At 61.7% G+C, this 26,465-nt stretch carries 25 protein-coding genes, 1 tRNA gene and 1 rRNA gene; 20 read left to right on the top strand and 7 right to left on the bottom strand.

All coding sequences use genetic code 11. The features are described 5' to 3' along the window. The first annotated feature begins 45 nt into the window (after positions 1–45). The 3 genes from BC360_RS20830 to BC360_RS20840 all read left to right on the top strand — a co-directional run bounded on the left by BC360_RS20830 (position 46) and on the right by BC360_RS20840 (position 2,898). Positions 46–738 (top strand): GntR family transcriptional regulator, encoded by a 693-nt coding sequence (locus BC360_RS20830; protein ID WP_065796767.1) that lies wholly within the window; start codon positions 46–48, stop codon positions 736–738. A gap of 193 nt (positions 739–931) precedes the next feature. Next, a complete protein-coding gene (locus tag BC360_RS20835; protein WP_208858207.1) occupies positions 932–1,618 on the top strand; it encodes a helix-turn-helix domain-containing protein in 687 nt (228 codons plus the stop codon). Between the two features lie 176 nt (positions 1,619–1,794). Next, positions 1,795–2,898, top strand: a complete 1,104-nt coding sequence (locus tag BC360_RS20840; RefSeq protein WP_083222664.1) for a M24 family metallopeptidase — start codon at positions 1,795–1,797, stop codon at positions 2,896–2,898. A gap of 183 nt (positions 2,899–3,081) precedes the next feature. On the opposite strand, the gene BC360_RS20845 is transcribed toward BC360_RS20840, so the two are convergent. Beyond that, positions 3,082–3,327 (bottom strand): hypothetical protein, encoded by a 246-nt coding sequence (locus tag BC360_RS20845; RefSeq protein WP_065796768.1) that lies wholly within the window; start codon positions 3,325–3,327, stop codon positions 3,082–3,084. A 144-nt stretch (positions 3,328–3,471) separates the two neighbouring features. Between BC360_RS20845 and BC360_RS20850 the strand changes: the two genes are divergently transcribed. From BC360_RS20850 to BC360_RS20905, 12 genes are all read left to right on the top strand, one after another. Further along, a complete protein-coding gene (locus tag BC360_RS20850) occupies positions 3,472–4,188 on the top strand; it encodes a FadR/GntR family transcriptional regulator (RefSeq protein WP_065783631.1) in 717 nt (238 codons plus the stop codon). After that, positions 4,185–5,357 (top strand): PLP-dependent transferase, encoded by a 1,173-nt coding sequence (locus BC360_RS20855; protein WP_065796769.1) that lies wholly within the window; start codon positions 4,185–4,187, stop codon positions 5,355–5,357. The genes BC360_RS20850 and BC360_RS20855 overlap by 4 nt, the downstream gene beginning before the upstream one ends. An 85-nt stretch (positions 5,358–5,442) precedes the next feature. After that, positions 5,443–6,702 (top strand): ABC transporter substrate-binding protein, encoded by a 1,260-nt coding sequence (locus BC360_RS20860; protein ID WP_065783629.1) that lies wholly within the window; start codon positions 5,443–5,445, stop codon positions 6,700–6,702. 101 nt (positions 6,703–6,803) lie between these two features. Continuing rightward, the gene (locus BC360_RS20865; protein ID WP_065796770.1) at positions 6,804–7,736 is read left to right on the top strand and encodes a carbohydrate ABC transporter permease; all 933 of its coding nucleotides are present in this window, start codon (positions 6,804–6,806) and stop codon (positions 7,734–7,736) included. A gap of 5 nt (positions 7,737–7,741) precedes the next feature. Continuing rightward, the gene (locus BC360_RS20870; RefSeq protein WP_065783627.1) at positions 7,742–8,575 is read left to right on the top strand and encodes a carbohydrate ABC transporter permease; all 834 of its coding nucleotides are present in this window, start codon (positions 7,742–7,744) and stop codon (positions 8,573–8,575) included. Between the two features lie 10 nt (positions 8,576–8,585). After that, positions 8,586–9,653: an ABC transporter ATP-binding protein gene (locus BC360_RS20875; protein WP_065796771.1), complete on the top strand. Its 1,068-nt coding sequence runs from the start codon at positions 8,586–8,588 to the stop codon at positions 9,651–9,653. A gap of 214 nt (positions 9,654–9,867) precedes the next feature. Further along, complete coding sequence (locus tag BC360_RS20880) at positions 9,868–10,254, top strand: c-type cytochrome (RefSeq protein ID WP_065796772.1); 387 nt, start codon at positions 9,868–9,870, stop codon at positions 10,252–10,254. 141 nt (positions 10,255–10,395) lie between these two features. Next, the gene (locus tag BC360_RS20885) at positions 10,396–11,238 is read left to right on the top strand and encodes a cytochrome c oxidase subunit II (RefSeq protein WP_065796773.1); all 843 of its coding nucleotides are present in this window, start codon (positions 10,396–10,398) and stop codon (positions 11,236–11,238) included. A 35-nt stretch (positions 11,239–11,273) separates the two neighbouring features. Then, positions 11,274–13,052: a cytochrome c oxidase subunit I gene (gene ctaD, locus BC360_RS20890; RefSeq protein WP_065796774.1), complete on the top strand. Its 1,779-nt coding sequence runs from the start codon at positions 11,274–11,276 to the stop codon at positions 13,050–13,052. Beyond that, on the top strand, positions 13,049–13,753 hold the full coding sequence (locus BC360_RS20895) for a cytochrome c oxidase subunit 3 (protein WP_065783622.1): 705 nt from the start codon (positions 13,049–13,051) through the stop codon (positions 13,751–13,753). Before ctaD ends, BC360_RS20895 begins: the two co-directional genes overlap by 4 nt. Before the next feature lie 10 nt (positions 13,754–13,763). Then, the gene (locus BC360_RS20900; protein ID WP_065783621.1) at positions 13,764–14,486 is read left to right on the top strand and encodes a heme-copper oxidase subunit III family protein; all 723 of its coding nucleotides are present in this window, start codon (positions 13,764–13,766) and stop codon (positions 14,484–14,486) included. Positions 14,487–14,495: 9 nt separating this feature from the next. Then, a complete protein-coding gene (locus BC360_RS20905) occupies positions 14,496–14,840 on the top strand; it encodes a cytochrome C oxidase subunit IV family protein (protein WP_065783620.1) in 345 nt (114 codons plus the stop codon). Positions 14,841–14,858: 18 nt separating this feature from the next. Here the strand turns inward: BC360_RS20905 and BC360_RS20910 are convergent, their stop codons facing one another. From BC360_RS20910 to BC360_RS20920, 3 genes are read right to left on the bottom strand one after another with little or no spacing between them, the layout of a single operon-like run. Then, on the bottom strand, positions 14,859–16,094 hold the full coding sequence (locus BC360_RS20910) for a hypothetical protein (RefSeq protein ID WP_139110136.1): 1,236 nt from the start codon (positions 16,092–16,094) through the stop codon (positions 14,859–14,861). A gap of 6 nt (positions 16,095–16,100) precedes the next feature. Next, positions 16,101–17,057, bottom strand: a complete 957-nt coding sequence (locus tag BC360_RS20915) for a DUF2950 domain-containing protein (protein WP_065796784.1) — start codon at positions 17,055–17,057, stop codon at positions 16,101–16,103. A gap of 25 nt (positions 17,058–17,082) precedes the next feature. Next, complete coding sequence (locus BC360_RS20920) at positions 17,083–18,546, bottom strand: DUF3300 domain-containing protein (RefSeq protein WP_083222665.1); 1,464 nt, start codon at positions 18,544–18,546, stop codon at positions 17,083–17,085. A gap of 377 nt (positions 18,547–18,923) precedes the next feature. On the opposite strand from BC360_RS20920, the gene BC360_RS20925 reads away from it, so the two are divergent. From BC360_RS20925 to BC360_RS20945, 5 genes are all read left to right on the top strand, one after another. Further along, positions 18,924–20,009, top strand: coding sequence for a hypothetical protein (locus BC360_RS20925; protein WP_065783617.1), 1,086 nt, complete (start codon positions 18,924–18,926; stop codon positions 20,007–20,009). Positions 20,010–20,267: 258 nt separating this feature from the next. Further along, entirely contained in the window at positions 20,268–20,879 is a 612-nt protein-coding gene (locus BC360_RS20930) for a PE-PGRS family protein (protein WP_065783616.1), read from the top strand. Positions 20,880–20,981: 102 nt separating this feature from the next. After that, positions 20,982–22,697 (top strand): type I secretion system permease/ATPase, encoded by a 1,716-nt coding sequence (locus BC360_RS20935; RefSeq protein ID WP_065796776.1) that lies wholly within the window; start codon positions 20,982–20,984, stop codon positions 22,695–22,697. Positions 22,698–22,712: 15 nt separating this feature from the next. After that, complete coding sequence (locus BC360_RS20940) at positions 22,713–24,155, top strand: HlyD family type I secretion periplasmic adaptor subunit (RefSeq protein WP_065796777.1); 1,443 nt, start codon at positions 22,713–22,715, stop codon at positions 24,153–24,155. A 105-nt stretch (positions 24,156–24,260) separates the two neighbouring features. Further along, entirely contained in the window at positions 24,261–24,533 is a 273-nt protein-coding gene (locus BC360_RS20945; protein ID WP_208858208.1) for a transposase, read from the top strand. A gap of 6 nt (positions 24,534–24,539) precedes the next feature. Here the strand turns inward: BC360_RS20945 and BC360_RS20950 are convergent, their stop codons facing one another. From BC360_RS20950 to rrf, 3 genes are all read right to left on the bottom strand, one after another. Beyond that, positions 24,540–25,277, bottom strand: a complete 738-nt coding sequence (locus BC360_RS20950) for a helix-turn-helix transcriptional regulator (RefSeq protein WP_065796778.1) — start codon at positions 25,275–25,277, stop codon at positions 24,540–24,542. A 741-nt stretch (positions 25,278–26,018) separates the two neighbouring features. Continuing rightward, positions 26,019–26,095 (bottom strand) — tRNA-Met (locus BC360_RS20955). Positions 26,096–26,373: 278 nt separating this feature from the next. Then, a 5S ribosomal RNA gene (rrf, locus tag BC360_RS20960) occupies positions 26,374–26,465 on the bottom strand; the annotation flags it as partial.

Below are 26,465 nucleotides of genomic sequence, written 5' to 3' on the forward strand. Positions count from 1 at the left end.
ATCAGCCCGCGACTATTCCCCGTGTGGCAGAAGGAGCCTGCTGATTTGAAGACCCCATCGCTGCCTCTTCTCGAGCGTCCGGAAGGCATGACCACGCATGACTATGCCTTTGCCAGGCTCCGTCAGGCGATCATGGTCGGCAGCTTCCGCCCGGGCACCTCGGTGACGATCAGGGGGCTTGCGGAGGCATTGGAAAGCAGCCCGACGCCGGTGCGCGAAGCGCTGCGGCAACTGACCTCCATCGGCGCGCTGCAGTTCCTCGAAAACCGCCGCATCGTCGTGCCGCGCATTACGCCCGCCCGCTTCGAAGAGCTGATATCGCTTCGCATCGCGCTCGAGAGCCATGCCGCCCGCCGGGCCGTCGCCCATCTCTCCGAGCGGCAGATCGAACGCATCGTCGCGATCGACGACAGCATCGAAGACGAAATCCGCCGCGGCGACCAGGCGGCGGCGCTGATCGCCAATCAGGCCTTCCACCGCACGATCTACACCGCCAACCCCGACCAGATCGTCATGCCGCTGATCGAAAGCGTCTGGTTGCAGCTGGGTCCGATCCTCGGCATCGCCATGGAGCACGTCACCGAACTCTATGTCGTCGACCGGCACCGCGAGGCGATCGAAGCCTTGCGCCGCCGCGACGAGGATGCCGTTGCCGATGCCATTGCAGCCGACATTCGCGAGGGCATCGGCGGCTTCGACCAGCAGGCCGTCGCTCGCCTGCTGAAGCTCGCAGCCTGACGCTTGAGCTTCGCTGCGCCGGTGAAATTTTAGTGTGGCTAAAATTTCCATTGACAAGCCGCAGTCTCCGCACCAAAGTTCAGAAAATACAAGCGCATAGCCATGAAATCCCTGAGATTTCCGGGCGCGGATGCTTGCACCCACGCAGGAGATCTTCCTCGAGCGAAGATGTGGGATCAGGGGGGATTTCGCAGTGGATTCGCAGTCTCAGCCAGACGGTGCGGCATCGGAGCTTCCCCCGCTCGGGGATCGGCTGCGCGAGCGGCGCAAAGCCCTAAAGCTGACGCTCAAGGAAGTTGCGGATCGGGCCGATTTTTCCGTGGGCTTCATCTCCCAGATCGAGCGTGGCATCACCGTGCCGTCGCTGACCTCGCTGGTCGCGGTCTGCCGGGTGCTGAAGGTCGAGGTCGGGACGTTCCTGAACTCGCCCAGGGTGGCCACGCCGTTTACCCGCCATCACCAACGCCGCGCCTATGCACTTGCCGGTTCGCTCGACAACAACGTCTCCTACGAACGCCTGTCCGCTTCCTTTCCCGGCAGCGTTCTGCGCAGCACCGTGGTGCACACGCCGCCCGGTCACCGCAGCGAGGCCATGACCCATGAGGGCGAAGAGATGTTCTTCATCCTTCAGGGTGCGCTGACGATCGAGATCGACGGCGAAGAGACGGTGCTGGAAACCGGCGATTCCGCACACTTCCTGTCGGGTCTGACTCACCTCACCTGGAACCACACCAGCGAACCGACGGTCATCCTGCACACCTGCACGATGGATGTCTTCGGCGACGCACAGACAGCCGAAACGCCGGAAGGCGCGTTCGCGGTGACACGCGCCGAGAACCGCCGCAGTGCCGCGACAACCCCAGGCAAGGGCACCGGATAGAGCCGGCGCGGCCAAAAGCACAGCCGCCATCAGCGATTGCGCCCTTCAGATCACCAGCCTTTCGTCCGGGCGCCTGCGCCCGGCGACCGCCGCGCGTCGATCGACGCCCGAACACGAGACCGGCGCGCGGCCCCTCACCTCACTCAAACCCTGCCGGAACCAGAACTGGAAACGCCATGAAAGAACAGACGAAAACACGCCTCGCCGCTCTGCGGGCCAAGATGAATGAAACCGACAGCGGGCTGGTTGTGCTCGCCCCCGGGTCGCACATGGATTGGCTGATCGGTTATCACCCGCATCCTGACGAACGCCCCTGCCTGCTGCTGATCGGCCCGCAGAAGGAAGCCTTCCTGATGCCGGCGCTCAATGCCGAGGGAACGCGCGAACATACGGATATCGATTTCTACAACTGGTCCGACGCCGAAGGCCCGCTCGAGGCTCTGAGATTGGCGCTTGCCGGGATCGGTACCGAAAAGCCGGGCCGCGTGGTGATCGACGAGACCATGCGCGCCGATTTCGCGCTGCTGCTCATCGACAACCTGCCCGATGACACCGCCCGCGACTTCACGCCGGAAACGCTCGGCGCCCTGCGCATGCGCAAGGACAGGAGCGAATACGAACTTTTGAAGATGAATGCCGGCATCGCCGATCGCGCCATGCAGGCGGCATTTTCCAAGATCCGCCCCGGCATGACCGAGAAGGAACTGGCCGCAGAAATCCGCGCGCACTTCTCGTCCGAAGGTGCGGCACCGGCCTTCTGGATTGTCGGCGCCGGCGGCAACGGCGCCTTTCCGCACCATTCCGCCACCGAGCGGCTGATTGAGGAAGGCGATGCCGTTGTCGTCGACATCGGCGGCCGCAAGCAGGGCTTCCCGAGCGACATCACCCGCATGGCGATCGTCGGCCGTGCACCTGAAGGCTACGGCCAGATCCACACGATCGTCGAGCGGGCCGTTCAGGCGGCACTCAAGGCCGCGCGCCCCGGCGCTCTCGCCAAGGACGTGGACGATGCGGCGCGCAAGGTGATCGCGGACGCCGGCTACGGCGAATATTTCGTCCATCGCACCGGTCACGGCATGGGCATCGACGGCCACGAGCCGCCGTATATCACGGCCACTTCGGAAACGGTGCTGGAGGAAGGCATGGTCTTCTCGATCGAACCCGGCATCTACCTGCCCGGCCGCTTCGGCATCCGACTGGAAGATATCGTCATCCTGCGCGAGGACGGCCCGGAAGTGCTGTCGTCGCTGCCGCGCGACGCACATATCGTGCAGATCTGATACAGTATTTAGGTGGCGCCCTCGGGCGCCACTTTTCTGTACGCTCCGCCTCGCTTTACAGCGCCGCGCATCAAATATGATGCGCAAAGGACGCTGTAACGCTTTAAACTTGCTGCATAATTTTATCCTTAAATCGATTCCGATTTAAGGAATTATGCAGTAGCAGGATGTAGGCATGAGCAGCTATCGGGTCGGCGGTCTGCGACCCTTCTGCGGTCGACTGTCGTCCGCATCCCTGCCCCGACGCGGCTCATAGGCAGGTTGCCTGTCCTCCGGCGGCCAGATCCAGAAATAGTGGCCATAGGGCTTACGCTGAATGCCCTCGTAATATTCGCCCTTCCTGGTCCGCATTTGCGCCTGCGTATCGCCGGCGACCGTCACCGCGCCGATCATTGCGGCAGCGACCAGCAGATATCCCGATTTCATCATCTTCAAGCTCCCTGCCCCATGTCTACGCCTGCCCGCGGCGAGGTCAACCGACAGAGGACTTTATAAGTTCCTGCTTGACCAGCACCCATGCATTGGTCATATTGATCAGATGTCAGACCAATTTGGCGCCGAGGGGGAGGCTGAATGACTGAACAAGCAAGAGCAGCGCTTCTGCCACTGCCGCCCGCCGATCGGGCGCAGCAGGTCATTGCCGCGCTTGCCGACTACGTCCAGCATTCAGGCCTGAAACCCGGCGATCGGCTGCCGGCGGAACGCGAATTGATGACGGCGCTTGCCGTCGGGCGCTCGACCGTGCGTGAGGTCATCCGCCATTTCCAGGCGCTCGGCGTCGTCGAGGCGCGCAAGGGCAGCGGCACCTATCTGCTGCGCACCATATCCGCCGCCACCGTACATATGCCGCTCACCCTCGACGCCGGCCATCTGCGCGACATCATGCTGATGACGCTCGAGGTTCGCCGCGGCATCGAGGTCGAGGCCAACATGGTCGCTGCGCGCCGGCGCACCGAAGACGACCTGAAGATCATCGAGATAAAGCTCAACGAGATGGAGCGCGTGCAACTCGCCAAGGGCACCTCCGGCCCGGAAGACCTCGCCTTCCATCTGGCGATCTACGACGCCACCCACAATCCCCTGTTCCGGCAGCTGCTCGAACAGATGCGCGAGGCCTTCGAACGCTTCTGGGAAGAGCCCTTCGATCGGTCGGATTTCGCCCGCCGCTCCTTTCCATTCCACCGCACCCTCTTCAACGCGATTGTCGCACAGGACCCCGAGGCGGCGCGCGAAGAAACACTGAAAATCCTCGCGATCGTCGAGGAAGACATCAAGGAAATGTCCAAATGAACAACGGCCTCGATCCGTTCGACCATGCCTCGCTGATCGTCGCGCACGACGAAGGCAATGCCTACGACGCCGTCGTACCGCCGATCGTCCAGACCTCGCTTTTCACCTTTAGGGATTATGACGACATGGTCGCCTCCTACCGGGGCGAGCGCGTGCGGCCGATCTATACCCGCGGCCTCAACCCGACCGTGCGCATGTTCGAGGAAATGCTGGCGAAACTCGAGGGCGGCGAAGACGCGATCGGTTTTGCCAGCGGCATGTCGGCGATCTCGTCGACCGTGCTGTCTTTCGTCGAGCCGGGCGACCGCATCGTCGCCGTCAACCATGTCTATCCCGACGCGTTCCGCTTGTTCGGCACGCATCTGAAGCGCATGAAGATCGAAGTGACCTATGTCGACGGCCGCGACGAGGAAGCGGTCGCCAGGGCCCTGCCGGGCGCCAAGCTCTTTTACATGGAAAGCCCGACGAGTTGGGTGATGGACACCCACGACGTCGCCGCGCTCGCCCGCCTTGCCAAGGAGCAGGGTATCATCACCGCCATCGATAACAGCTGGGCAAGCCCGATCTTCCAGCAGCCGCTGTCGCTCGGCGTCGACCTCGTCATCCATTCGGCCTCGAAATATCTCGGTGGACACAGTGACGTCGTCGCGGGCGTGGTTGCCGGCTCGAAGGGACTCATCGGGCGGATCCGCTCGGAAGCCTATCCCTATCTCGGCGGCAAGCTTTCGCCTTTCGACGCCTGGCTCTTGATCCGCGGCCTTCGCACCCTGCCGATCCGCATGAAGGCGCACGAGCGATCGGCGCTGACCGTCGCGCAGCGGCTGCAGGCGCATCCGCTGGTCGAAACCGTGTGCCACCCCGGCCTTGGCAACACCCTGCCGCCGGGCCTTTCCGGCACATCCGGCCTCTTCTCCTTCATCTTCCGCGACGGCGTCGACGTGCGCCGCTTCGCCGACCACCTCGACCTGTTCAAGCTCGGCGTTTCCTGGGGCGGACACGAAAGCCTCATCGTGCCGGGCGAAGTCGTTCTGGCGCAGAAAGCCCAGCCCAATTCCGCGGCCGCCTTCGGCATCTCACCGCGGTCGGTACGGCTCCATGTCGGCCTGGAGGGAACGGAGGCCCTCTGGAGCGATCTTGAAGCGGCGATGTCAACCGCTTCAGCAGGCTGACAGGAGCGGGATCAGGAAAGCGCAACGTTTTTCCGCGCCCGCTCTTCGAATGTGGATCAACCATCAAAAAACAAAGGGAACAAAAATGAGGAAACTGATTACCGCCACTCTGCTTGCCACCCTGATGGCAGGAAGCGCGCTGGCCGACACCAAGCTGAAGCTCGTCGAAGTCATCACCAGCCCCGAGCGCACCGAAACGCTGAAGTCGATCGTCGCCAAGTTCGAGGCGGCAAATCCGGGCACTACGGTCGAGATCATCTCGCTGCCCTGGGGCGAAGCCTTCCAGAAGTTCGCGACCATGGTTTCGGCCGGCGAACTGCCCGACGTCATGGAGATGCCGGACACCTGGCTTTCGCTCTACGCCAACAACGGCATGCTCGAAAGCCTCGAGCCCTATCTCGAAAAGTGGGAGCACACGCCGGGCCTGACGGAGCGCACGCTCGAGCTCGGCCGCGACATCAACGACACAGCCTACATGCTGCCCTACGGCTTCTATCTGCGCGCGATGTTCTACAACAAGAAGCTGCTGTCGGAAGCCGGCGTCAGCGAGCCGCCGAAGACCATGGACGATTTCGTCAAGGCGTCGGAAGCCGTCTCCAAGCTGCCGGGCAAGTCCGGCTACTGCCTGCGCGGCGGTCCGGGCGGCCTCAACGGCTGGGTGATGTTCGGCGCGACGATGGCCGGCAGCAACACCTTCTTCAACGAGGACGGCACCTCGACGATGAACAGCGAAGGCTGGGTCAAGGGTCTCACCTGGGTGATCGACCTCTATAAGAACGGGCTCGCACCGAAGGACAGCGTCAACTGGGGCTTCAACGAAATCGTCGCCGGTTTCTACAGTGGCACCTGCGCCTTCCTCGACCAGGATCCGGACGCGCTGATCGCCATTGCCGAACGGATGAAGTCGGAAGACTTCGGCGTCACCACCATGCCGAAGGGCCCGAGCGGCAAGGCCTTCACCACCATCGGCTTTGCCGGCTGGTCGATGCTGTCCGCCAGCCAGAACAAGGACCTCTCCTGGAAGCTGATCGAAACGCTCGAAGGGCCTGAAGGCAACATTGAATGGAACAAGCGCACCGGCGCGCTGCCTGTGCACAAGTCGGCGGAAAAGGACCCCTTCTATGCCAGCCCGCAGTTCAAGGGCTGGTTCGACGAGCTTGCCGACAAGGACGTCGTCCTGACGGTGATGCCGACCTACCTCGAAGAATTCGCCTTCTTCAAGGATTCGCTGGCGATCAAGACGACCCAGGAAGCCCTGCTCGGCGACATCACGCCGACGGATCTGGCCACCCAGTGGGCGGAGTATCTCACCAAGGCGCAGCAGAAGCACCTCGCCAAGAAGTGAGCCTTCGACCGGCGGCGGCCCTGACCGCCGCCGGTCACCCGATGTCTTGAGAACAGGGCACGCCGAGAAAACTGGCGGCCACACAGGGGAAATTTCGACCGATGGCCTATGCCGCCCACCATGACGGCCTGCCCGTACGCCGGCCGCTGATGAAGAATATCGCCGATGGCGCCGCGCCCTATCTCTATAGCGCGCCGGCGCTGATCCTGATCGTTACCGTCATGCTCGTGCCGCTGGCGCTGGGCGTTTCCTACGCCTTCCGCGATATCCAGCTGCTCAATCCGTTCTCCGGTGCCTTTATCGGCCTCGATCACTTCCGGGCCCTGTCGCAGGATCAGGCCTTCTACCGGGCGCTGCGCAACACGCTGTGGTGGACCGGCGCCTCCGTCTTCCTGCAGTTCCTCCTCGGGCTCGTCCTGGCGCTGCTGCTCGACAAGCCGTTCTACGGCCGCGGTCTGGCGCAGGCGCTCGTCTTCCTGCCCTGGGCGGTGCCGAGCTTCCTTGCCGGCCTCAACTGGTCCTGGCTGTTCAATCCGGTCGTCGGGCCGCTGCCGCACTGGTTTTACGCGCTCGGCATCATGAGTGAGCCGTCCAACATCCTGTCCGACCCACAGCTGGCGATGTGGGGGCCGATCATCGCCAATGTCTGGTGGGGCATCCCGTTCTTCGCCATCACCTTGCTCGCCGCACTGCAGGCGATCCCGCGCGATCTCTATGAGGCGGCCAGCATCGACGGCGCCGGCCCGGTGCAGCGGTTCCTGTCGATCACCCTGCCCTTCCTGGCGCCGACGATCGCCATCACCATTTTGCTTCGCACCGTCTGGATCTCGAACTTCGCCGACCTGATCATCGTCATGACCAATGGCGGACCGGCCGATCGCACCCAGATCGTCGCCAGCTACATCTTCACCCAGGCCTTCAAGCGGCTCGACTTCGGCTACGCCTCGGCGATCGCGCTGGTGCTTCTGGCACTGCTGCTCGCCTATTCCATGCTGATCGTCATCCTGCGCCAATGGCTGCTGAGCAAGGATTGAGACCGATGCGCGCCAAACCTATCCTTCTCGTGACCGCGCATCGGCTGGCGATCCTCGCCTATATCGCCTTCGCGCTTTTCCCACTCTACTGGCTGTTGAAAGTAGCCGTGACGCCGAACGATCTGCTTTATTCCGAAGGCATTCGCCTCTGGCCGTCGCGCGCCAGTCTCGAGCATTTCGATTTCGTGCTGCGCCACAGCGCCTTCCCGGTGTTCTTCCGCAACAGCCTGATCGTCTCAGGCTCGACGGCCGTCATCGTCACCATCCTTGCATCGCTTTCCGGCTACGCGCTGTCACGCTTCAATTTCCGCGGAAAATACTGGCTGGTGGCGCTGATGCTGCTGACGCAGATGTTCCCGCTCGTCATGCTGGTCGCGCCGATCTTCAAGATCCTGTCGCCGCTCGGCCTGACCAATAGCCTGACTGGCCTCGTCATTGTCTACACTGCCTTCAACGTGCCGTTTGCCACATTCCTGATGCAGTCCTTCTTCGACGGCATTCCGAAGGACCTCGAAGAGGCGGCGATGATCGACGGCGCCACCCAGTTCGTGGCGTTCCGCCAGATCATCCTGCCGCTGACACTGCCCGGCATTGCAGCGACACTCGGCTTCGTCTTCACGGCCGCCTGGAGCGAGCTTCTGTTTTCGCTGATGCTGATCTCGGGCAACGACCAGGCGACTTTCCCCGTTGGATTGCTGTCGTTCGTGTCGAAATTCTCGGTCGACTTCGGCCAGATGATGGCCGCCGGCGTGCTGGCGCTGATCCCGGCCTGCCTCTTCTTCCTGCTCATTCAACGCTATCTCGTCCAAGGCCTGACGGCCGGCGCGGTCAAAGGCTGAGGATTGTTTCATGGCTTCCATCGATATCGCCAACATCCGTAAATCCTATGGTATCCACCCGGTCCTGCACGACGTCGACCTGAAGATCGGCGACGGCGAATTCGTCGTGCTTGTCGGCCCGTCGGGCTGCGGCAAATCCACCCTGCTGCGGATGATCGCCGGCCTTGAAAGCGTCACTTCAGGCGAAATCCGCATCGCCGGCAAGCGCGTCAACGAACTGGCACCGAAGGACCGCGACATCGCCATGGTCTTCCAGTCCTATGCGCTTTATCCGCATATGTCGGTGGCCAAGAACATGAGCTATAGCCTGAGGCTCAGGAAGACCGCCAAGGAGAAGATCGCCAGCGTCGTTTCGGGCGCTGCCGCCAAGCTCGGGCTCGATCCGCTGCTGGAGCGCCGCCCGCGCGCCCTTTCCGGCGGCCAGCGTCAGCGCGTCGCCATGGGCCGCGCCATTGTGCGCGAACCCAAGGCCTTTCTCTTCGACGAGCCGCTGTCGAACCTCGACGCGCGGCTGCGCGAACAGATGCGTGCCGAGATCAAGAAACTGCACAAGGATCTGGGCGCCACTTCTATCTACGTCACCCACGACCAGATCGAGGCCATGACGCTTGCCGACCGGATCGTCGCCATGAACGGCGGCTTCGTGCAGCAGGTCGGCAGCCCGCTCGACCTCTACGATCGCCCGGCAAACCTCTTCGTGGCCGGCTTCATCGGCTCGCCCGGCATGAACTTCTTCGAAGGCACCTATCGCAATGGTGCGACGCCACGCTTCGAGACACATGGCGGCGTGACCATTCCGGCGCAAGTGCACGCACAACTGACGGATGGCGCCCGCGCGACGCTCGGCATCCGTCCGGAACATGTCGAGATCGGCACCACGGCACCGGATGCGCTGAAGGCGACCGTCGAACTGGTTGAGCCGACCGGCTTCGGCATCATCCTGCATCTGTCCTTCGGCAAGGCGAGCTTCAAGGCCTTTACCAACGACCGCACCTTTCTTAAGGCAGCGGGCGAGATCCCCGTGCGGCTGCCGCCCGAGCGGCTGCACTTCTTCGACGCCGCCGGGAATCGGGTCTGATTGCAGCGTCGCCCGTAGTGTTTGCCGGAGACTGACGCGGCGCAGACGGTATCGCCCAAGTCCGGAGATTGACATCTTACGGACGAGGCGTACCGTCATGCCGTCGCAAGTATCAACCGCCCGTGGCGCCCAATTGAGAGAAGCAAGTACCGCCAAGACGACGAATTGACGATAGCCTTCCTTGCCCCGCGCCCGGCGATTTTGAGGAAGTATCATGCGAAACTTTGTTGTTGCCCTTGCCTTTTCGACAGCGTTGCTCTGTCCCGTCGCCGCCCTCGCGCAAGAGGGCGATGCGGACGCCGGCGCCACCGTCTTCAAGAAATGCGCGATCTGTCATGTCGTCGACAGTGATACCAACAAGGTGGGCCCGTCGCTCAACCATGTGCTCGGCCGCACCGCCGGCACGCATCCCAGCTTCAAATATTCGCCGGCGATGATCGATGCCGGCAAGGGTGGGCTTGTCTGGGACGAGGCAACGTTGCGCGACTATCTCCACAATCCGAAGGCGAAGGTGAAGGGCACCAAGATGGTCTTTCCCGGCCTGAAGGACGAGGACGATATCCTCAACCTGCTTGCCTATCTCAAGCAATATTCGCAATAGACGAGACGGTCGGAAACGCCGCACTGGCGCTCAACCGAACGGTCAATTGCGAGCGTTTTCCGTTCGTGCAATAATTGCATTTAGAACTCTACGGATTGCGTATTCATGCCCACAGCCGCGAGCGGCGAGGAGGGACAAGAAATGGCCGTGGTGGTTATTCTGGTTTTGCTGGCCGCCGGATCGGTGTTGTTCCATTTGTTGAGCCCGTGGTGGTGGACGCCGATCGCGTCCAACTGGAACTACATAGACAATACGCTTATCATCACCTTCTGGATCACCGGCGTCGTCTTCGTTGCCGTCGTGCTGTTCATGGCGTACTGTGTCCTGCGTTTTCAGCACCGCCCGGGAAACCGGGCGGCCTATGAACCGGAAAACAAGAAGCTGGAAAGCTGGCTTGCCGCCGGCACGACGCTCGGCGTCGCCGCGATGCTGACGCCCGGCCTGTTCGTCTGGCATCAGTTCGTCACCGTGCCCGCGGGTGCCAGCGAGGTCGAAGTCGTCGGCCAGCAATGGCTGTGGAGCTACCGCCTGCCCGGCGTCGACGGCAAGCTCGGCACCTCCGAGACGCGCGACATCTCGCCGGAAAACTCGCTCGGCCTCAACCGCAACGACACGGCCGCCCTCGACGACATCGTCATCGAAGGCGGCGAGCTGCACCTCGAGATCGGCAAGCCGGTCAAGGTGCTGCTGCGCTCGGTCGACGTGCTGCATGATTTCTACGTGCCGGAGTTCCGCGCCAAAATGGATATGGTGCCCGGCATGGTCACCTATTTCTGGATGACCCCCACGCGCACCGGCACCTTCGAGGTGCTCTGTGCGGAGCTCTGCGGCGTCGGCCACCCGCAGATGCGCGGAACCGTCGTCGTCGACAGCGAAGCCGATTACCAGACCTGGCTCGCAAGCCAGCAGACCTTTTCGCAGTTGATGGCAGCAGCGCAAACGAAGGAAACGGCACAGGCAGAAAATGCCGCCCCGGCGCGGTAGGAGGCGCCCCGACGGCCATTGTTGGGAGAGTTTAGATGGTCGATATCCGGTTAGGCACAGATGGGGCGCTTGAACACGCCGAGGTGGAGGATGTTGAACTCTACCATCCCCACAGCTGGTGGACGCGATACGTCTTCAGCCAGGACGCCAAGATCATCGCCGTACAATATGCCTCGACCGCCATCGCCATCGGCATGGTCGCGCTGGTTCTCTCTTGGCTGATGCGCCTGCAACTCGGCTATCCCGGAGCCTTCGCCTTCATCGATGCGGAGCGCTATTACCAGTTCATCACCATGCACGGCATGATCATGGTGATCTATTTGCTGACCGCACTGTTTCTCGGCGGCTTCGGCAACTACCTCATCCCGCTGATGCTCGGCGCACGCGACATGGTGTTTCCCTACGCCAACATGCTGAGCTACTGGATCTATCTGCTTGCCGTGCTCGTGCTCGCCGCCAGTTTCTTCGCACCCGGTGGGCCGACCGGCGCGGGCTGGACGCTCTATCCGCCGCAAGCGGTGCTCTCAGGCACCCCCGGCGGCAAGGACTGGGGCATTCTCCTGATGCTCTCCTCGCTCATCCTCTTCATCATCGGTTTCACCATGGGCGGGCTCAACTATGTCGTCACCGTTCTCCAGGGCCGCGCGCGCGGCATGACTCTGATGCGCATGCCGCTGACCATCTGGGGCATCTTCACTGCGACCGTGATGGCGCTGCTCGCCTTCCCCGCCCTCTTCGTCGCCTGCGTCATGATGATGTTCGATCGGGTGCTCGGCACCAGCTTCTTCATGCCGGCGATCGTCGAGATGGGCGAACAGCTGCAGCACGGCGGCGGCAGCCCGATCCTGTTCCAGCATCTCTTCTGGTTCTTCGGCCACCCCGAAGTCTACATCGTCGCGCTACCCGCCTTCGGCATCGTCTCCGATCTCATCAGCACCCATGCCCGCAAGAACATCTTCGGCTACCGCATGATGGTCTGGGCAATCGTCATCATCGGTGCGCTCTCCTTCGTCGTCTGGGCGCACCACATGTATGTCAGCGGCATGAACCCCTATTTCGGCTTCTTCTTCGCCACCACGACGCTGATCATCGCCGTGCCGACGGCGCTGAAGGTCTACAACTGGGTGCTGACGCTGTGGCGCGGCGATATCCACCTCACTTTGCCGATGCTGTTTGCGCTCGGCTTCATCGTCACCTTCGTCAATGGCGGCCTGACCGGCCTCTTCCTCGGCAATGTCGTCGTCGACGTGCCGCTTTCCGATACGATGTTCGTGGTTGCCCATTTCCATATGGTCATGGGTGTAGCACCCATCCTCGTCATCTTCGGTGCCATCTATCACTGGTATCCGAAGGTCACCGGCCGGATGCTCAACGAGGCGCTGGGCCAGCTTCACTTCTGGGTCACCTTCGTCGGGGCTTACCTCATCTTCTTCCCGATGCACTATCTCGGCCTGATCGGTGTGCCCCGGCGCTACTACGAAATGGGCGAAACCGCTTTCGTCCCGGCCTCCGCCCACACGCTCAACGAGTTCATCACCATCGCCGCCCTCATCGTCGGCGCAGCACAGATCGTCTTCCTCTTCAATCTCGTCTGGAGCATCCGCCACGGCCGTGATGCCGGCGGCAACCCCTGGCGGGCAACCACGCTCGAATGGCAGACGCCGGAAACGCCGCCACGCCACGGCAACTGGGGCAAGGACCTGCCGGTGGTCTATCGCTGGGCCTATGACTACAGCGTGCCGGGCGCGCCGGAAGATTTCATCCCGCAGAACCAGCCCGGCCCCGGCAACCTGACGCGGGAGGCGGCGACATGAGCATCACGCTCATCTTCCTTGCCGTCGTCGCCGCGATCGCCGGCTGGTGGCTGTCGCAGCAACGAATGATGTCGAAACCCTGGCTTGAGGTCGGCCATCATCACGATCCGCGCCCGCAGGGCCGGCACCCGATCGAGCCGGCCAAACTTGGGCTCGGCGTCTTCCTCGCCGTCGTCAGCGCGCTGTTCACCCTGTTCATCAGCGCCTACTTCATGCGCATGGCATCGACCGACTGGTGGTCGACACCGATGCCGAAGCTCCTGTGGGTGAACACCGCGGTACTTGCAACCGGAAGCCTGCTGCTCCATGCCGCCAAGGCCTCTGCCGAACACCATCGTGACGAGAAAAGCCGCTCGGCGCTCATCGCCGCGCTCGCCGCGGGCCTCGCCTTCCTCGTCGGCCAGGTCCTCGCCTGGCGCGAACTCACCGACGCCGGCTATCTGCTCACGGACAATCCGGCCAACAGCTTCTTCTACATGATCACCGGCATGCACGGCCTGCACATCGTCGGCGGCCTGGTCGCACTTACCCGCACCATCCTTGCGACACGCGCGCGACCGATCGACGAAAGAGCAACCCTGTCGATCACGCTTTGCGCCACCTACTGGCATTTCATGCTCGCTGTCTGGCTCGTGCTGTTTGCACTGTTCTCCGGCTGGGCGAACGACTTCATCGACCTCTGCCGGCAAATCTTGAGCTAGGAGCCGTCCCATGTCCGCGCCGACACACGCACCAGTCACAGAGCCCTTGCCCCGGCCCTCGGGTCTGGTCGGCTTTGCCGCCGATTGGGCATCGGATCAGCGCACATTCAAGAATGTCTCCTGGGGAAAGGCCATGATGTGGATCTTTCTGCTCAGCGACACCTTCATCTTCGGCTGCTTCCTCGTCGCCTATATGTCGGCGCGCATCTCGACCGCCGTGCCCTGGCCGAACCCGAGCGAGGTGTTTGCGCTGCATATCGGCGGCTCGGACGTCCCCCTGATCCTGATCGCCATCATGACCTTCGTGCTGATTTCATCGAGCGGCACCATGGCCATGGCGGTCAACTACGGCTATCGCCGCGACCGGCGCAAGACGGCTGCGCTCATGCTTCTGACCGCGCTCTTCGGCGCCACTTTCGTCGGCATGCAGGCGTTCGAATGGACGAAGCTGATCTCCGAGGGCGTGCGCCCCTGGGGCAACCCATGGGGTGCGGCCCAATTCGGCTCCACCTTCTTCATGATCACCGGTTTCCACGGCACACACGTGACGATCGGCGTTATCTTCCTGCTGATCATCGCGCGCAAGGTCTGGCGCGGCGACTTCGAAACGGGCAAGCGCGGCTTTTTCACCAGCCGCAAGGGGCAATACGAGATCGTTGAAATCACTGGGCTCTACTGGCACTTCGTCGACCTCGTCTGGGTCTTCATCTTCGCATTCTTCTATCTCTGGTGAGGAACGGCCATGACTGATACACCGGCACATACCGCGGTGACAGAGCACCAGCAGCACCCGATCAGTCTTTACCTGCTCGTCTGGGGCCTGCTCTTCGTGCTCAGCGCCTGTTCCTATCTGGTCGACTATGTCGGCCTGCAGGGCTATCTCAGGTGGTCGTTGATCCTGCTTTTCATGATGCTGAAAGCAGGACTCATCGTTGCCGTTTTCATGCATATGGCCTGGGAGCGCCTGGCGTTGATCTACGCAATCCTGCTGCCACCACTTCTGGTGCTGGTTTTCGTCGCACTGATGGTATCGGAATCGCACTATGTGCTCTTCAGCCGCCTCGCCTTCTTCGGTGCCGCGCCGTAAGCGGCGGCCAAGAACCGGTCAGAGCAACAGCAGTTTCTTGAGAACCGAGAACACTTCCTTGTAGGGAAGAATGGTAGCCCCGGCAGCGGCGATCGGCAGGAGTGCCGCCGCCGCGACCGGGACGATCGCGGTACGGCTCAGCAGCATCGCCGACAGCTTGCGCGTCGTCTCATACTGTTTTGTCGGGTCGGCGATGTCGTCGGCCTGCTGCTGCACCTCGTCGGCACTTGCCGCCGCCACGTTCGTCCCGATGATCTTGCGCTCGTTCAAACGTTGATAGCGGGTGGCCTGCGTGCCCAGCATCAACAGGCTGCGTTCCTTCAATTCCGCAAGCGGCTTCGAGAAGGCCGAGAGCGGATAGGCAAAGAGAGCAATCACGATCACCAGCCAACCGGTTGCGATCATGCTGAAAGTTGTAGTCGTCAGGCTTTCCTGCAGCAGATGTTTGGCGATTGCCGCGCCGATCGCCGCGCTGACGCCGAAGATGAAAAGAACATACGCGTTGGGATAGCCTGCAAGAAAGCCGAGCCCGCCATTTCCGTCCGGATGAGTTGCGACCAGCCGGAGTTCCAGCCGTGCGATCCGGCGCAAAAGCTGCGCCCACACCAAGTGGCGCCACAACCCACGCAACAGCAGGAAAACAAACAGCGGCTGGCTGACGAAGACCATCCACCAGGCGGTCGCCGTAAGACGGTTGCCGTCAGGCGAAACCTCGACTGCCCAGGAAGACACGGTCGCCGTGTGGGTATGGGCAAAGGCCAACACTGCGGCGGCAATGGCCAGGACTAGGCAAACGGCCTCAGCGATCCGTGAATCGCGCCGTTTGAGCGCCGTCGTCACGGCATCGCCGAAAGAAGCGACGGAACCAGGCGCGATCAGTGGGGCTTTCAGGAACTGCCCGAGCTTGATGCGCAATCCGCGCTCCACCTGCTGCTCGGCAAGTACGAAGGCACCGATACCGAGCACGAAACGGCCCCAAATACCGAGATCCCCGAGGTAAGAGCCCGGCGTGTCTGCGGCGAGGAAACTGCGCGGCAGGCCGAGCAGGAGCGGCACGAACCAGGCAAGCGCAACGAAAAGCAATGCCCGTCTTCCGGTTTTCAGCGAATGTTCGTGAAGCAGCCCAAGCCGTCGCTGCAATTCGAAGAACGGCCCGCCGTGAGCGGCAAGATACTCGCCTGGCAAAAGGTCGTGGCGCGGTGACGTTTCCGTCACCTGGCCGGCACTCTTGCTAATCTTGTCTTCAATACTCAATAGCGCTCAATCCTCGGTAATGGTCCAGTTGTCATTGGGATTGAACTGCTTGATATCGCGCGCCATCGTATCCGTTCCCGCGCCGAGATCCGCCTGATAGACGGTGCCGTTCCGGTTGACGACGAAGGTATGGATGCCCGTCTCGCCATATCGAACCGGCCAGGCAACAAGCCCAAAACCTGCGATCATGTTGCCGTTGATCACGTAGTCGTAGGCGCCGCCGGCGATGTTTCCCCCCTGGCGCGTCAGGATCTTGAAGCGATAGCCGTAGTAACCTTCGTTCGCTTTGGCTTTATCCAACTGAGCTTGTGAAAGATCTCCTGCGGGACTGTCGCCATCCCCCTGCTCTGCGGGCCAATAGAGGCCATCCGTCTGTCCTTCACTCGATATCAGTTTCTGGGCATACTCGAACACGCCATCGCCATCGTGATCTTCCTGGGTGTATTCCTCCTGTGCGTCCACATAGGCTCGCACCGTGTTGATCGCCTCAAGCTCATTCTCACCGACGCGGCGATTGATGATCTCTTCGATCCCGGCATAGGTGTCAAAGGCCCACTTGCCGTCTTCTCCCTTGGTAATCGGGAAGGGCAAAGGCCAGAGCTGGTCGCCGATCTCGATGATCTTGTTGTCGCCCGCGTCCGTCAGGGTCACCTTCTTGGCGGCGCCCGCCTTGATCTGCTCATAGGTGTTCATCACCCCTTCGCTCGTTTTGAGCTTTTCAGCATCAAGGCCCAGCAACGCGGCTAGCTTGCCCATGTCGCCCGAATTCACTGCCTCCTTGAAGGCAGTCAGCGCCTTGTCCGGATCGTCGAAGGTGGGCGGATCGGTCGGCGAGATATAGTCTGCAAGTTCAGCCGGCTCGCTCTCAGCCGCCAACGACACTCCAGCGTAGGCCGACAGGCCGAGCAGCAACAGCCCGACACCCGAACGGAAAATCATGCTCTGACGATGATGCTTGGTCATGATCATTCCCTCCCGTTTCGCGCGCTCAACGACGACGTCCGCCACCACCGCGTCCGCCGCCACCATGACGGGCCCCGCCGCCACCGCCGTGCCGGGCCATAGACCGACCGCCACCGCCGCCGTGGCTGATGGAGCGATGCGGCGGGCGCCCGCTGCGGGCGCCGCCACCGAGGGCCTGGCCGCCGCGCCGCGACTGGATCTGCGTCGCCTTGCCGGAACGCACTTCTCCGAGACCTGACGGTTTGCGCGGACGATTGTCGACTTTGCCTGCCGGACGCGGCTTGCTCGCCGGCCGATTGATCTTGCCGCCGGAACCGGCGCCGGGTTTTGAGACATTGCCGGCTCGCTTTGCCGCCGCGGCGGCACCGGCCTGCCTGTTGGCCGCCCCCGCGTTCGGCCTTGCGGCCGCCGCTCGGTTCTTTGCGCCATCGATCTTGTTGGCCCGAACATCCTTCAGATCCTTGAAGGAACCCGTGTCGACCTTCTGCCGCAGGCTTGCGCTCGCATTGCTTCGGGTGATTTTGGCCTTGTCGCGAATATTGTTGTGACCGTTGGCTTCGAGCCTGTTCTTCATGTTCGTTCGGTCGAGCTTGGCGAACTGGCTCTTGTCGATGTTGATCTTGCTCCGGTCGACGTTCTTCCAGTCGATGTCGTTGAACTTGACCTTGCCGGTGATATCGATGTCGTTGAAGCAACGATTGCAGTCCACATCGATGTCTCCATCGAACCGACCGCCCCACACGCCCCAGTCATCCCAGTCGACAATCGCACCGAACACCGCTCCGGTCACCGCACCCGCAAAGAACGTCGCCGCCGGATAATAGTAGCTCGGATATGGCTCCGGATAATACGACAGCGGCTCCGGCGCATAGTCCGGCACGTAGAGCATCTCCGGCTCGTATTGGGGCACGTAGATCTTTTCCGGATTGGCCGCCTGGATGATGACGTTGTCGTTCTCCTGAACGACCTTCATCTTGTCGTCGGTCTTCAGCACGCCCGAAGCAACCGCCTTGTCGCGAAGCTGCTGAATGGCGATCAGCACATCCTTCTGCTGATAGGCCATGGCGTCAGACAGCGATTGCGTCCAGTCGAGATCCTCGCTCATCATCATGACGAGCTCGGGATAGTTCAGCAACGAGATGACGCTGCCGTCCCAGCTGTCCTTAGGCTTCAGATCCTTGTTCTTCTTGAGGTTTTCAAGATAGCGCTCCGCTTCGACGATCTGCAAAGGAAAGAGCGAGGCTGAGGCGATGAGCGCGACCAACTCGTCAGGGTAGAGCGCGATACGGGCGACAAGGACTTCGAGTTCATCCTCGCTGAGGGGCGCAGGCCTATCCGCGTCATCCTGCTGAGCCGCCGAAGGATCGGCAGCAGCTTGCTCCTGCGCAAACGCCCGAAAATTGTAGGTGTAGGGCTCCGGGATCAGCAAGCAGGCCGTGGCCAGAAAGCAGATCGATCGATGCAAACGGATGACACTCAGAACTGCCATTTCCCCTCCCGATCGGACGCATTCTCGCGTCACCTGTCCTGTCTGCTGGTGCGTCGCTCTCTGTCTGCCTAGCTGCTGGTCTGATATGTCGGCAGCGCCTCGGCTGCCTCAAGTGTGCGCGGATACTACTGCATAAGGTCTTTCTTTTTCAATGCACAAATGATGTCGCTGCGAAGGCACCTTCTCTGGGTTGTGGCAAACGACCTCTCCAGGCCTGCGATGCTACCGCCAAACGGCTAGGTCCTGCCCAAATGGATATAGACGAATTGCAGGCTCTTCTTTTCCCGCAACTGGCTACAGAATAGCCGTTCAATTCGGGCCCATGTTCTGCGCGATGTCGCAGGGCCTGTGCTGAAAGGTGGATTGGAGAGACGGCGATGACGGAAACTCGTCCCTTGTCGGAAGAAGCGCCGAACACGAACACCAATCAGAACACGGTCGCGACAGCTGCCGGCGGACATCTGGCGCTGGTCCCCACCTGGCTCCCCCTTGAGCTTGTCCCCGACCCGGATGGTAATTCGGCCGGAAGCGGCGGCGACGGTACGAGCATCGGCACGCTCAGCAGCAATACCCTGGCTGTATTCATGCCCTCCAACGCAGCCATCACCGGCCCTCACTCGGCGGCAGATGCCCAGCAGGGCAATAACGCCCTGATCAACCAACATGCAACCGAAATGGCCGGCATGGGCGGAGATGGCGGCAACGGCAACATGGCCGGCAGCGGTGGCGGCAATGCCGGCGGCGGCGGCAGCGGCACCTTCATCGGCGGCCTCGTCAGCACGGACGTGGGCGTGTTTGCCCCGGTGAACACCGCCGTTGCAGCAGGACCGGAATCGACAGCCACGGCCACCCAGACCAACAACGCAGCGATGCTGCAGGGTGCGACCCAGATCGGCGGCATCGGCGGTTCGGGTGGCGACAACAACATTAGCGGCGGTGGCGGCGGCTCATCTGCCAGCCACGGAACATCCATCACCTTCACCGGCGACAATTTCGCCGGACACGGCGGCGATGGCACCTTCATCGGCAGCATGATCGACGTGAACGTCGCGGTCTTTTCGCCGATCAACATCGCAATTGGCGCTGCCGGCGGGGACGCCCAAGCCCACCAGACCAACAACGCCATCTTCGATCAAGGCGGCATGCAGATCGCCGGTATCGGCGGCGCCGGCGGCGGTTTCAACCTGTCGTCGGACACGATCTTCACCGGCGGCCAGATGGCCGGCGGCGGCGGATCGGGCTATTCGAACGGGAGCATGGTCGATGTCAGTATCGGCTATTTCCACCCGATCAACATTGCCGTTCCGGCCGGCGGCACGGCGGATGCGCAACAGCTCAACACCGTCCTATACGACCAGCACGCATTGCAGGTCGGTGGCATCGGCGGGCTTGGCGGCGAAGGCAACCTGTCCGACGCGCACTCGGCCCTCGTCGACGATATCCTGACTTTCGTGGACGGCTGACATCCCCGGCTGTGCCCTTGGTGGCTTCTCCTGGCGCATATATGGCGTGGTGGCGATTGCCAACCTGTGCGCGCCAAGCCTTTGTGGCCGGATCGGCACCTATACATACCCCACCCAAAAGAACGTCCCCGAATGTCCGGCTGGTTCGCGCAGGCGATCACGCGCACCATCTGTCTGCGGGTACCCCGTCTGCGACAACGTCGCATCCTACCGAAACCGCTCGAGAACACGGGGTAAGCTACATAGAGGAGCAACGCTATGCCTATTCCGCAAGCATCTGACACGATCAATCTCAGCAATTCCGATGCTGGCGACGCGAGTGCCGGCAACGGCGGCGACGGCTTCAACTATGGTGATATCTACTACAACCCAGTGGCCTATGTCGCCAACACGCAGACCGTCGAAGGCGCCTATACCAACCTCTACAATGGCGACGATGTCTGGCAAAACGCTGGCTGGGGAACCGGCAGCGCTGACGGCGGCGGTCTTGTTCAGGTACCGATCGCCGTCTTTGCGACCCTCACCAATAGCGGTGCGGGCGGCGCCGGCGGCAATCCCACATCGAGTGGCGACCAGAGCAACTCGAGTGGTGGCAATGTAGCGGCCGTGGCAGCCGACACCACCGCAACGCAGAACACGCAATTGGTTGCTGATCAGAGCGCCACCATTCTCGCCGGCGTCGGCGGCGGCGGCGGCAACGGCAACTTTGCTCAAGGCGGCAACATATCGTCGGCCCTGGTGCACACGAATCCGTGGACCGAAACCAACACGAGCACATCAACGAACACCGAAACCGCGACGGTTTCGAATGCGCTCGCCAACTTCAGTAACGAATTCGGCACCATCGACCTGAGCGATATCGGGACGTGAAGTCAGCCATGAGGATCGCCGGCTTCGGCCGGTGATCCTCATCTTCCCGTGCCTTGGCCGATACCCTTGCCTTGTCAGAATCGATTGCACCGAGATCTGATAATGACAGCGAAATCTACACCATTGCAGCGCGAACCGACGCATCTGGTCATGGCCCTTCGGGCTTGCGCCGGGGCCTTCGGCTTGGTCTTCCTCTATAGCTGTGGCTACAACCTCTTTCTTCTCGCCCCGTCCATCTATCTGCTGCAGATCTACGATCGGGTTCTGTCGAGCCGCAGCGCTGATACGCTGGTGATGCTGACGCTGATCATCGCGATCGCGGTCGTGGTCGGGTCGCTGCTGGATATCGTGCGCCGCGCCGCCCTTTCACGCATTGGCAGTTGGCTTGATCATCGGTTGCGGCCGGTGGTTCTCACCGCTTCCTTCGAATATGGCGCGCGCACCGACGCGGGTGTCGCGACCGAGTGCTACAAGGACCTGTCGATCCTGCGCCAGTTCCTTGATTCGCCTGCCAGTTCCCTGCTTTTCGACATTCCCTGGGCGCCCGTCTTCCTGTTATTGCTCTTTCTCGTTCATCCTCTGCTCGGCGTCATCGGGCTTCTGAGTGCGCTCACCCTGCTTTTGCTTGCCATCTTGACAGAGATGGCGACGCGGCGGCCGCTGGCCCACGCCAACCTTACCTTGGCCCGCAGCTACACGCGCTTTTCCAGCGCCCTCAAATACATCCAGGTGATCCGCGCGATGGGTATGCAGGATGGTGCCGCACAGATCGTCTACCGCGACGCCGAGACGGCGCGAAAGGCGCAAGACAACGCAATGCATCGCACGGAGATCATTCTGGGCTTGTCGAAATCCGTCAGGACGCTTACGCAAATTCTGATGATGGGTGCGGCCACCTTGCTTGTGCTCGAGGAGAACAGCAGCCCCGGCATCATCTTTGTCGCAAGCTTGCTGCTCGGGCGCGGGCTTGCGCCTGTTGAAGGGGCGATCGGCGCCTGGAGGTCCTTCGCCTTTGCGCGCAACTCCTTCAACAGGCTCAATGCCATGTTGATCGCCGTCGCGGCGGACAGTGGCGCACGCATGGTTCCGGTCCCCGAACCCAGCGGTCTCGTTCTCGAGGGCGTCGGCTATACGCTCCCCTTCGCAGATCGCCAGATATTGCAGGGCGTGACGCTTCGGCTGGCGCCGGGCGATTGCGTCGCCCTGATTGGGCCGTCGGGATCGGGAAAATCGACGCTCGGTCGTATCATCGCCGGCGTCGAGCCGGCGACGAGCGGCTGCGCACTTCTTGGCGGTGTCGACATCTCCGCCCTGCGCCTGTGCGCAGGCACATGTCATGTCGGTTACTTGCCGCAGGACATCGAGCTCTTCGGCGGCGCCGTCAAGGACGTCATCGGCCGGCTGGACGGAGCGGATCCCGGCAAGGCGATCGAGGCAGCCAAGCTCGTCGGGCTGCACGAAACGATCATGCGCCTGCCCAAGGGCTACGACACCGATATCGGCGAAGGCGGCGGCCTACTCCTGCGGGCGCAGCGCCAGCAGCTTGGGCTGGCGCGTGCCGCCTACGGCAATCCGTCACTGGTGGTGCTTGACGATCCGAACTCGAGCCTCGACTACGACGGCGAGCGCAAGCTGTTCACCGCCATATCGCGAATGAGATCCCGCGGCATGATTGTCGTCATCATCACCCATAGGATGGGAATTCTGCCCGTTACCAACAAGATCGCCATTCTGCGCAACGGCACGGTCGACGCCTTCGGAGACAGCGAGCAGATCTTCGAAACCCATCTTCAGCCTCCGGCGCGAACCGGAACGTAGGAGGGGGACGGCACCATGCACCTTGTTCAGATCGAACCGCCGTCCGCGCGGATCATTGCCACCCCGAATACGGCCAACCGCTCGGCAAAGGCGCAAGGTCCGATCGGAAAATTGCTGACCTATTCACCGCAGGACGGCATCAACCCGATCGAGCTCGCAGCCGCCTCGCCGCTGTCCAGGCTGCGCTCCGTCGCTTGGACCGGCAATCTCCTGATCGGCTTCTTCGTCATCGGTCTTGGCACGTGGTCGGCACTGGCGCCGCTCAGCAGTGCGGCAATCGCCTCCGGCGTCGTCGAGCCGGAAAGCAGCCGCAAGACCATTCAACATCTGGAAGGCGGGATCATCCGGCAGATCCGCGTGAAGAACGGCGATGCCGTCACCTCCGGCCAGGTCCTGATCGAACTGGACGACACCAAATTCCGCTCGGAACGCGACAGCCTCCAGGGGCAGCTCTGGGACGCAGAGGCCAGGCGCGCGCGCCTGCTGGCCGAGCAGGATGATGCCGACAACATAACCTACCCGACCGAGATGCTGGCCGTCATGGCCGACAATCCCTCGGTCAAGGCGATCGTCATCGGGCAGCAGCGGATTTTCGAGACCCGTCGCCAGGTCATGCTGTCCGAGATTGCGATCACCCAAGAAAGAATGAAGCAGGTTCAGCAGGAAGTCGTCGGCCTTGCCGCCCAGAAGGCAGCGCTGAGCGAACGGGTCGAAATCTCCAGGCAGGAGCTTGAGAGCGTCACGACGTTGACCGCCAAGGGGCTCGAGAAGAAAAGCCGTGTCCTCAACCTGCAGCGCGAAAAGGCCGATATCAGCGGGCGGCTGGGAGAAATCGCCGCCCAGATTTCTCGTGCCTACCAGGTGATCAGCGAAGCCCAGGCCTATCTCGTCAAACTTCGAAGCGACCGGCTAAACGAAGTCGCGCAGACGATGCGCGAAACGGAAACGCAGATCCTGCAACTGAGCGAAAGGTTGCGCGCGATCGATGATCAGCTTGCCAGAACCGAGATCAAGGCGCCTGAAGACGGCGTGATCATGGATTTGCGGATCCATACCAACGGCGGCGTCATCGGTGCCGGCGAGCCGCTCGTCGACCTCGTCCCACGCAAGGGCCGCCTGATCGTCTCGGCCCGGGTGCGGCCCGAGGACATCAATCTGGTGCATCCGGGACTTGAGGCACAGGTCCACCTGCTGCCTTACAACCAGCACCGTGTACCGCTTCTGAAGGGCAAGGTGGAATATGTCTCGGCGGACCGTCTGGTCGATAAGCAAACCGGCCAGTCCTACTATGCCGCAACGATCCATGTGGTCGACGAGCGGCTGGCGACGATGAGCGACGTCGAGCTTGTGCCCGGCATGCCGGCCCAAACGCTGATCGAGACCGGACGCAACAGCGTTGCCCTCTATGCGCTGAGACCGCTGCTGGACAGTTTCAACAGAGCATTTCGTGAGGACTGAAACATGCTGTAGCCGGCTGCTCTGTGCGCGATGCGAATGGAGGTTCGTGCTCCATTGATGCCCGATGCCCCTTGCATCCCTGGCTTGGTTCCACCGAAGGATACCATGATGGGCAAGCGAAAATTCGATGACGATGAGATCATGGACATCCTCAGGGAGCATCAGGCCGGCGCAACGGTGGTGGAGGTCTGCCAACGTTATGGCATCAGCGAACCGACCTTCTATCGCTGGCAATCCTCGCAGCTTCGAACCGTCGGTTTCGACGTCAAACGCATACGGGCGCTCGAGCAGGAGAACCAAAAGCTGAAGAAGCTGCTTGCCGAAGCCATGCTGACGGCGGCGACACTGAGCGAGATGTTGGAGAAAACCTCGAAATGACAACGGCTACGTTACCGCCGCTCCATTGCCGGACGAGGGCCTGCCGCCCAGTCGCGCGACGACCTCCGTGCGGTTCTGCACCTGAAGCTTGCGCATGATATGCTGGAGATGCATTTTCACCGTGTGGCCCGACAGGTTAAGTTTGCCGGCGATAACCTTGTTGGAAGAGCCGCATTGCAGCTCGGCCAGCACGTCGGCTTCCCGTGGCGTGAAGTCGGCCAGAATCAGTTCGTCGGCGCGCGACCGCCTGATCTCTCGGTCCGCATGCTCGGGCACCACGTGCAGCGTCGCGCCGTCGGTAAACGCACCCAGCGGATGCGGACAGAACACCCCGCCTGCCAGCACCAGTCGCAAACCAGCCAGGGCAATCTCAATCGGCAGCGATGTGGTAAAGAAGCCGCGGATGCCCATCTGGAGCGCCTGCGCCGCTATCGAGCTGTCGTCTGTATCCGACAACAAAGCGACCGGCGCCTCAGGAAAGCGAGCCGCAACGGCGGCAAGGTCGGCCAGCAGACCACCGCTTCGCACCCCCCTCCCCGCCAGATCAAGCGTGATCAGGCGCACGTCCATGCCCAGAGCCCGATCGAGGCTCGCTGTCGAGATCATATCGATGAAGTTCCATCCCGCAAGTTCGCGCTCGAGGAGCGTGACGATGGCGGTGCGGGCAAGCGTGTGCGGTTCGATGACGATGCCGGTCGGTGCATTGCGCCCTTTGCGGCGCACCGTTCCTGAACTGATGGACACGAGTCGACCCCCAGGATGTTTGCAACCTCTAAGGGGGCATACTAGGCCCGAACATGCATCATGTCATGAGAAAATGGGGATTAATCCGATTGGACCAATTTCACGAAGCTATTGAGGAAAAAAGCTTTTTTTGACTGAACTTTCCGAATTGGTCGGTTGTAACATATCTTGAGTAGTGAAACTCGCGTTGTTCATCGAGACAATGATGCAACGCGTATCGATCGCATGGCGATATTTTGCAACTGGATTTGGCGGCGTTCCTCGTGTGCCAACCAGCAGACACTTCGTGGGCGGCCCCTGGTCGCCTGCCCAGGAGGCCGCAAGCTTTCGGCTGAGTATAGCGGCGAAACGTCCCCTATTGCGGTCGCCGAGGGCGGTTGCAAGCCGCTTGCGACCCGAGCCTCGGAGTTGAGCCTGTCCGGCTCGCCTGGCGCATCTTGGAGGGCTTCGCATCATCGCGCACCTGCCTACTGCGTAATTCCTTAAATCGGAATCGATTTAAGGAATTACGCAGCAACTCAAAGTGTTACAGCGACCTTTGCGCGTCTAAATAGACGCGCGGCGCTGTAGGCCCAAGCGGGCGCGTTCTCTTTCGGCACGGGGGGCGACGCGGCGTTCATCTGCCTTTGAAGGTGGCATTTTTGTTGATTTTGTTTTGTGCTTGCTTGGGGGCGCGGATTTGAGGGCTCCAGAACGGCAAAAAGCCCGCGGACATTGCTGTCCTGCGGGCTTTGTTTGATCTGGTTGCGGGGGCAGGATTTGAACCTGCGGCCTTCAGGTTATGAGCCTGACGAGCTACCGGGCTGCTCCACCCCGCGCCATCGCGGTAAACCGCTTTGCGGTTTATCCGCTTTCTCCCGGGTTTTGCCTTCGGCAAAATCCCGTTTGTCCGGTCCGAGTTTTGCGAAGCAAAATCTCGTTTGTTTCTGAGTTTTCAGTCTAACCAAACAAAAGGGCCGCTTGAGGGCGGCCCATTGTTCGGCTGGGCCGAGGTTTGTGTGTGTCGAGAAGAGTTTATCTGCGCCGCTACCTTGTCCTTCTCGGCGTTGCCTCGAAGGGGAGCGGCGTATCCGGTTGTTTTTCTTGCGCTTTGCAGACCTGGCAGCGACCTACTCTCCCGCGTCTTAAGACGAAGTACCATCGGCGCTGGGGCGTTTCACGGCCGTGTTCGGAATGGGAACGGGTGCA

This window comes from Ensifer sp. LC163, assembly GCF_001695855.1.
Classification (GTDB): domain Bacteria; phylum Pseudomonadota; class Alphaproteobacteria; order Rhizobiales; family Rhizobiaceae; genus Ensifer.

Coding starts and splice junctions, on each gene's coding strand:
- BC360_RS20885 (WP_065796773.1), top strand. CDS start 10,396: ATGGCCGTGGTGGTTATTCTGGTTTTGCTGGCCGCCGGATCGGTGTTG.
- BC360_RS20915 (WP_065796784.1), bottom strand. CDS start 17,057: ATGACCAAGCATCATCGTCAGAGCATGATTTTCCGTTCGGGTGTCGGG.
- BC360_RS20855 (WP_065796769.1), top strand. CDS start 4,185: ATGAACAACGGCCTCGATCCGTTCGACCATGCCTCGCTGATCGTCGCG.
- BC360_RS20925 (WP_065783617.1), top strand. CDS start 18,924: ATGACGGAAACTCGTCCCTTGTCGGAAGAAGCGCCGAACACGAACACC.
- BC360_RS20905 (WP_065783620.1), top strand. CDS start 14,496: ATGACTGATACACCGGCACATACCGCGGTGACAGAGCACCAGCAGCAC.
- BC360_RS20845 (WP_065796768.1), bottom strand. CDS start 3,327: ATGATGAAATCGGGATATCTGCTGGTCGCTGCCGCAATGATCGGCGCG.
- BC360_RS20945 (WP_208858208.1), top strand. CDS start 24,261: ATGATGGGCAAGCGAAAATTCGATGACGATGAGATCATGGACATCCTC.
- BC360_RS20930 (WP_065783616.1), top strand. CDS start 20,268: ATGCCTATTCCGCAAGCATCTGACACGATCAATCTCAGCAATTCCGAT.
- BC360_RS20840 (WP_083222664.1), top strand. CDS start 1,795: ATGAAAGAACAGACGAAAACACGCCTCGCCGCTCTGCGGGCCAAGATG.
- BC360_RS20880 (WP_065796772.1), top strand. CDS start 9,868: ATGCGAAACTTTGTTGTTGCCCTTGCCTTTTCGACAGCGTTGCTCTGT.
- ctaD (WP_065796774.1), top strand. CDS start 11,274: ATGGTCGATATCCGGTTAGGCACAGATGGGGCGCTTGAACACGCCGAG.
- BC360_RS20900 (WP_065783621.1), top strand. CDS start 13,764: ATGTCCGCGCCGACACACGCACCAGTCACAGAGCCCTTGCCCCGGCCC.
- BC360_RS20850 (WP_065783631.1), top strand. CDS start 3,472: ATGACTGAACAAGCAAGAGCAGCGCTTCTGCCACTGCCGCCCGCCGAT.
- BC360_RS20940 (WP_065796777.1), top strand. CDS start 22,713: ATGCACCTTGTTCAGATCGAACCGCCGTCCGCGCGGATCATTGCCACC.
- BC360_RS20895 (WP_065783622.1), top strand. CDS start 13,049: ATGAGCATCACGCTCATCTTCCTTGCCGTCGTCGCCGCGATCGCCGGC.
- BC360_RS20875 (WP_065796771.1), top strand. CDS start 8,586: ATGGCTTCCATCGATATCGCCAACATCCGTAAATCCTATGGTATCCAC.
- BC360_RS20920 (WP_083222665.1), bottom strand. CDS start 18,546: ATGGCAGTTCTGAGTGTCATCCGTTTGCATCGATCGATCTGCTTTCTG.
- BC360_RS20865 (WP_065796770.1), top strand. CDS start 6,804: ATGGCCTATGCCGCCCACCATGACGGCCTGCCCGTACGCCGGCCGCTG.
- BC360_RS20860 (WP_065783629.1), top strand. CDS start 5,443: ATGAGGAAACTGATTACCGCCACTCTGCTTGCCACCCTGATGGCAGGA.
- BC360_RS20935 (WP_065796776.1), top strand. CDS start 20,982: ATGACAGCGAAATCTACACCATTGCAGCGCGAACCGACGCATCTGGTC.
- BC360_RS20870 (WP_065783627.1), top strand. CDS start 7,742: ATGCGCGCCAAACCTATCCTTCTCGTGACCGCGCATCGGCTGGCGATC.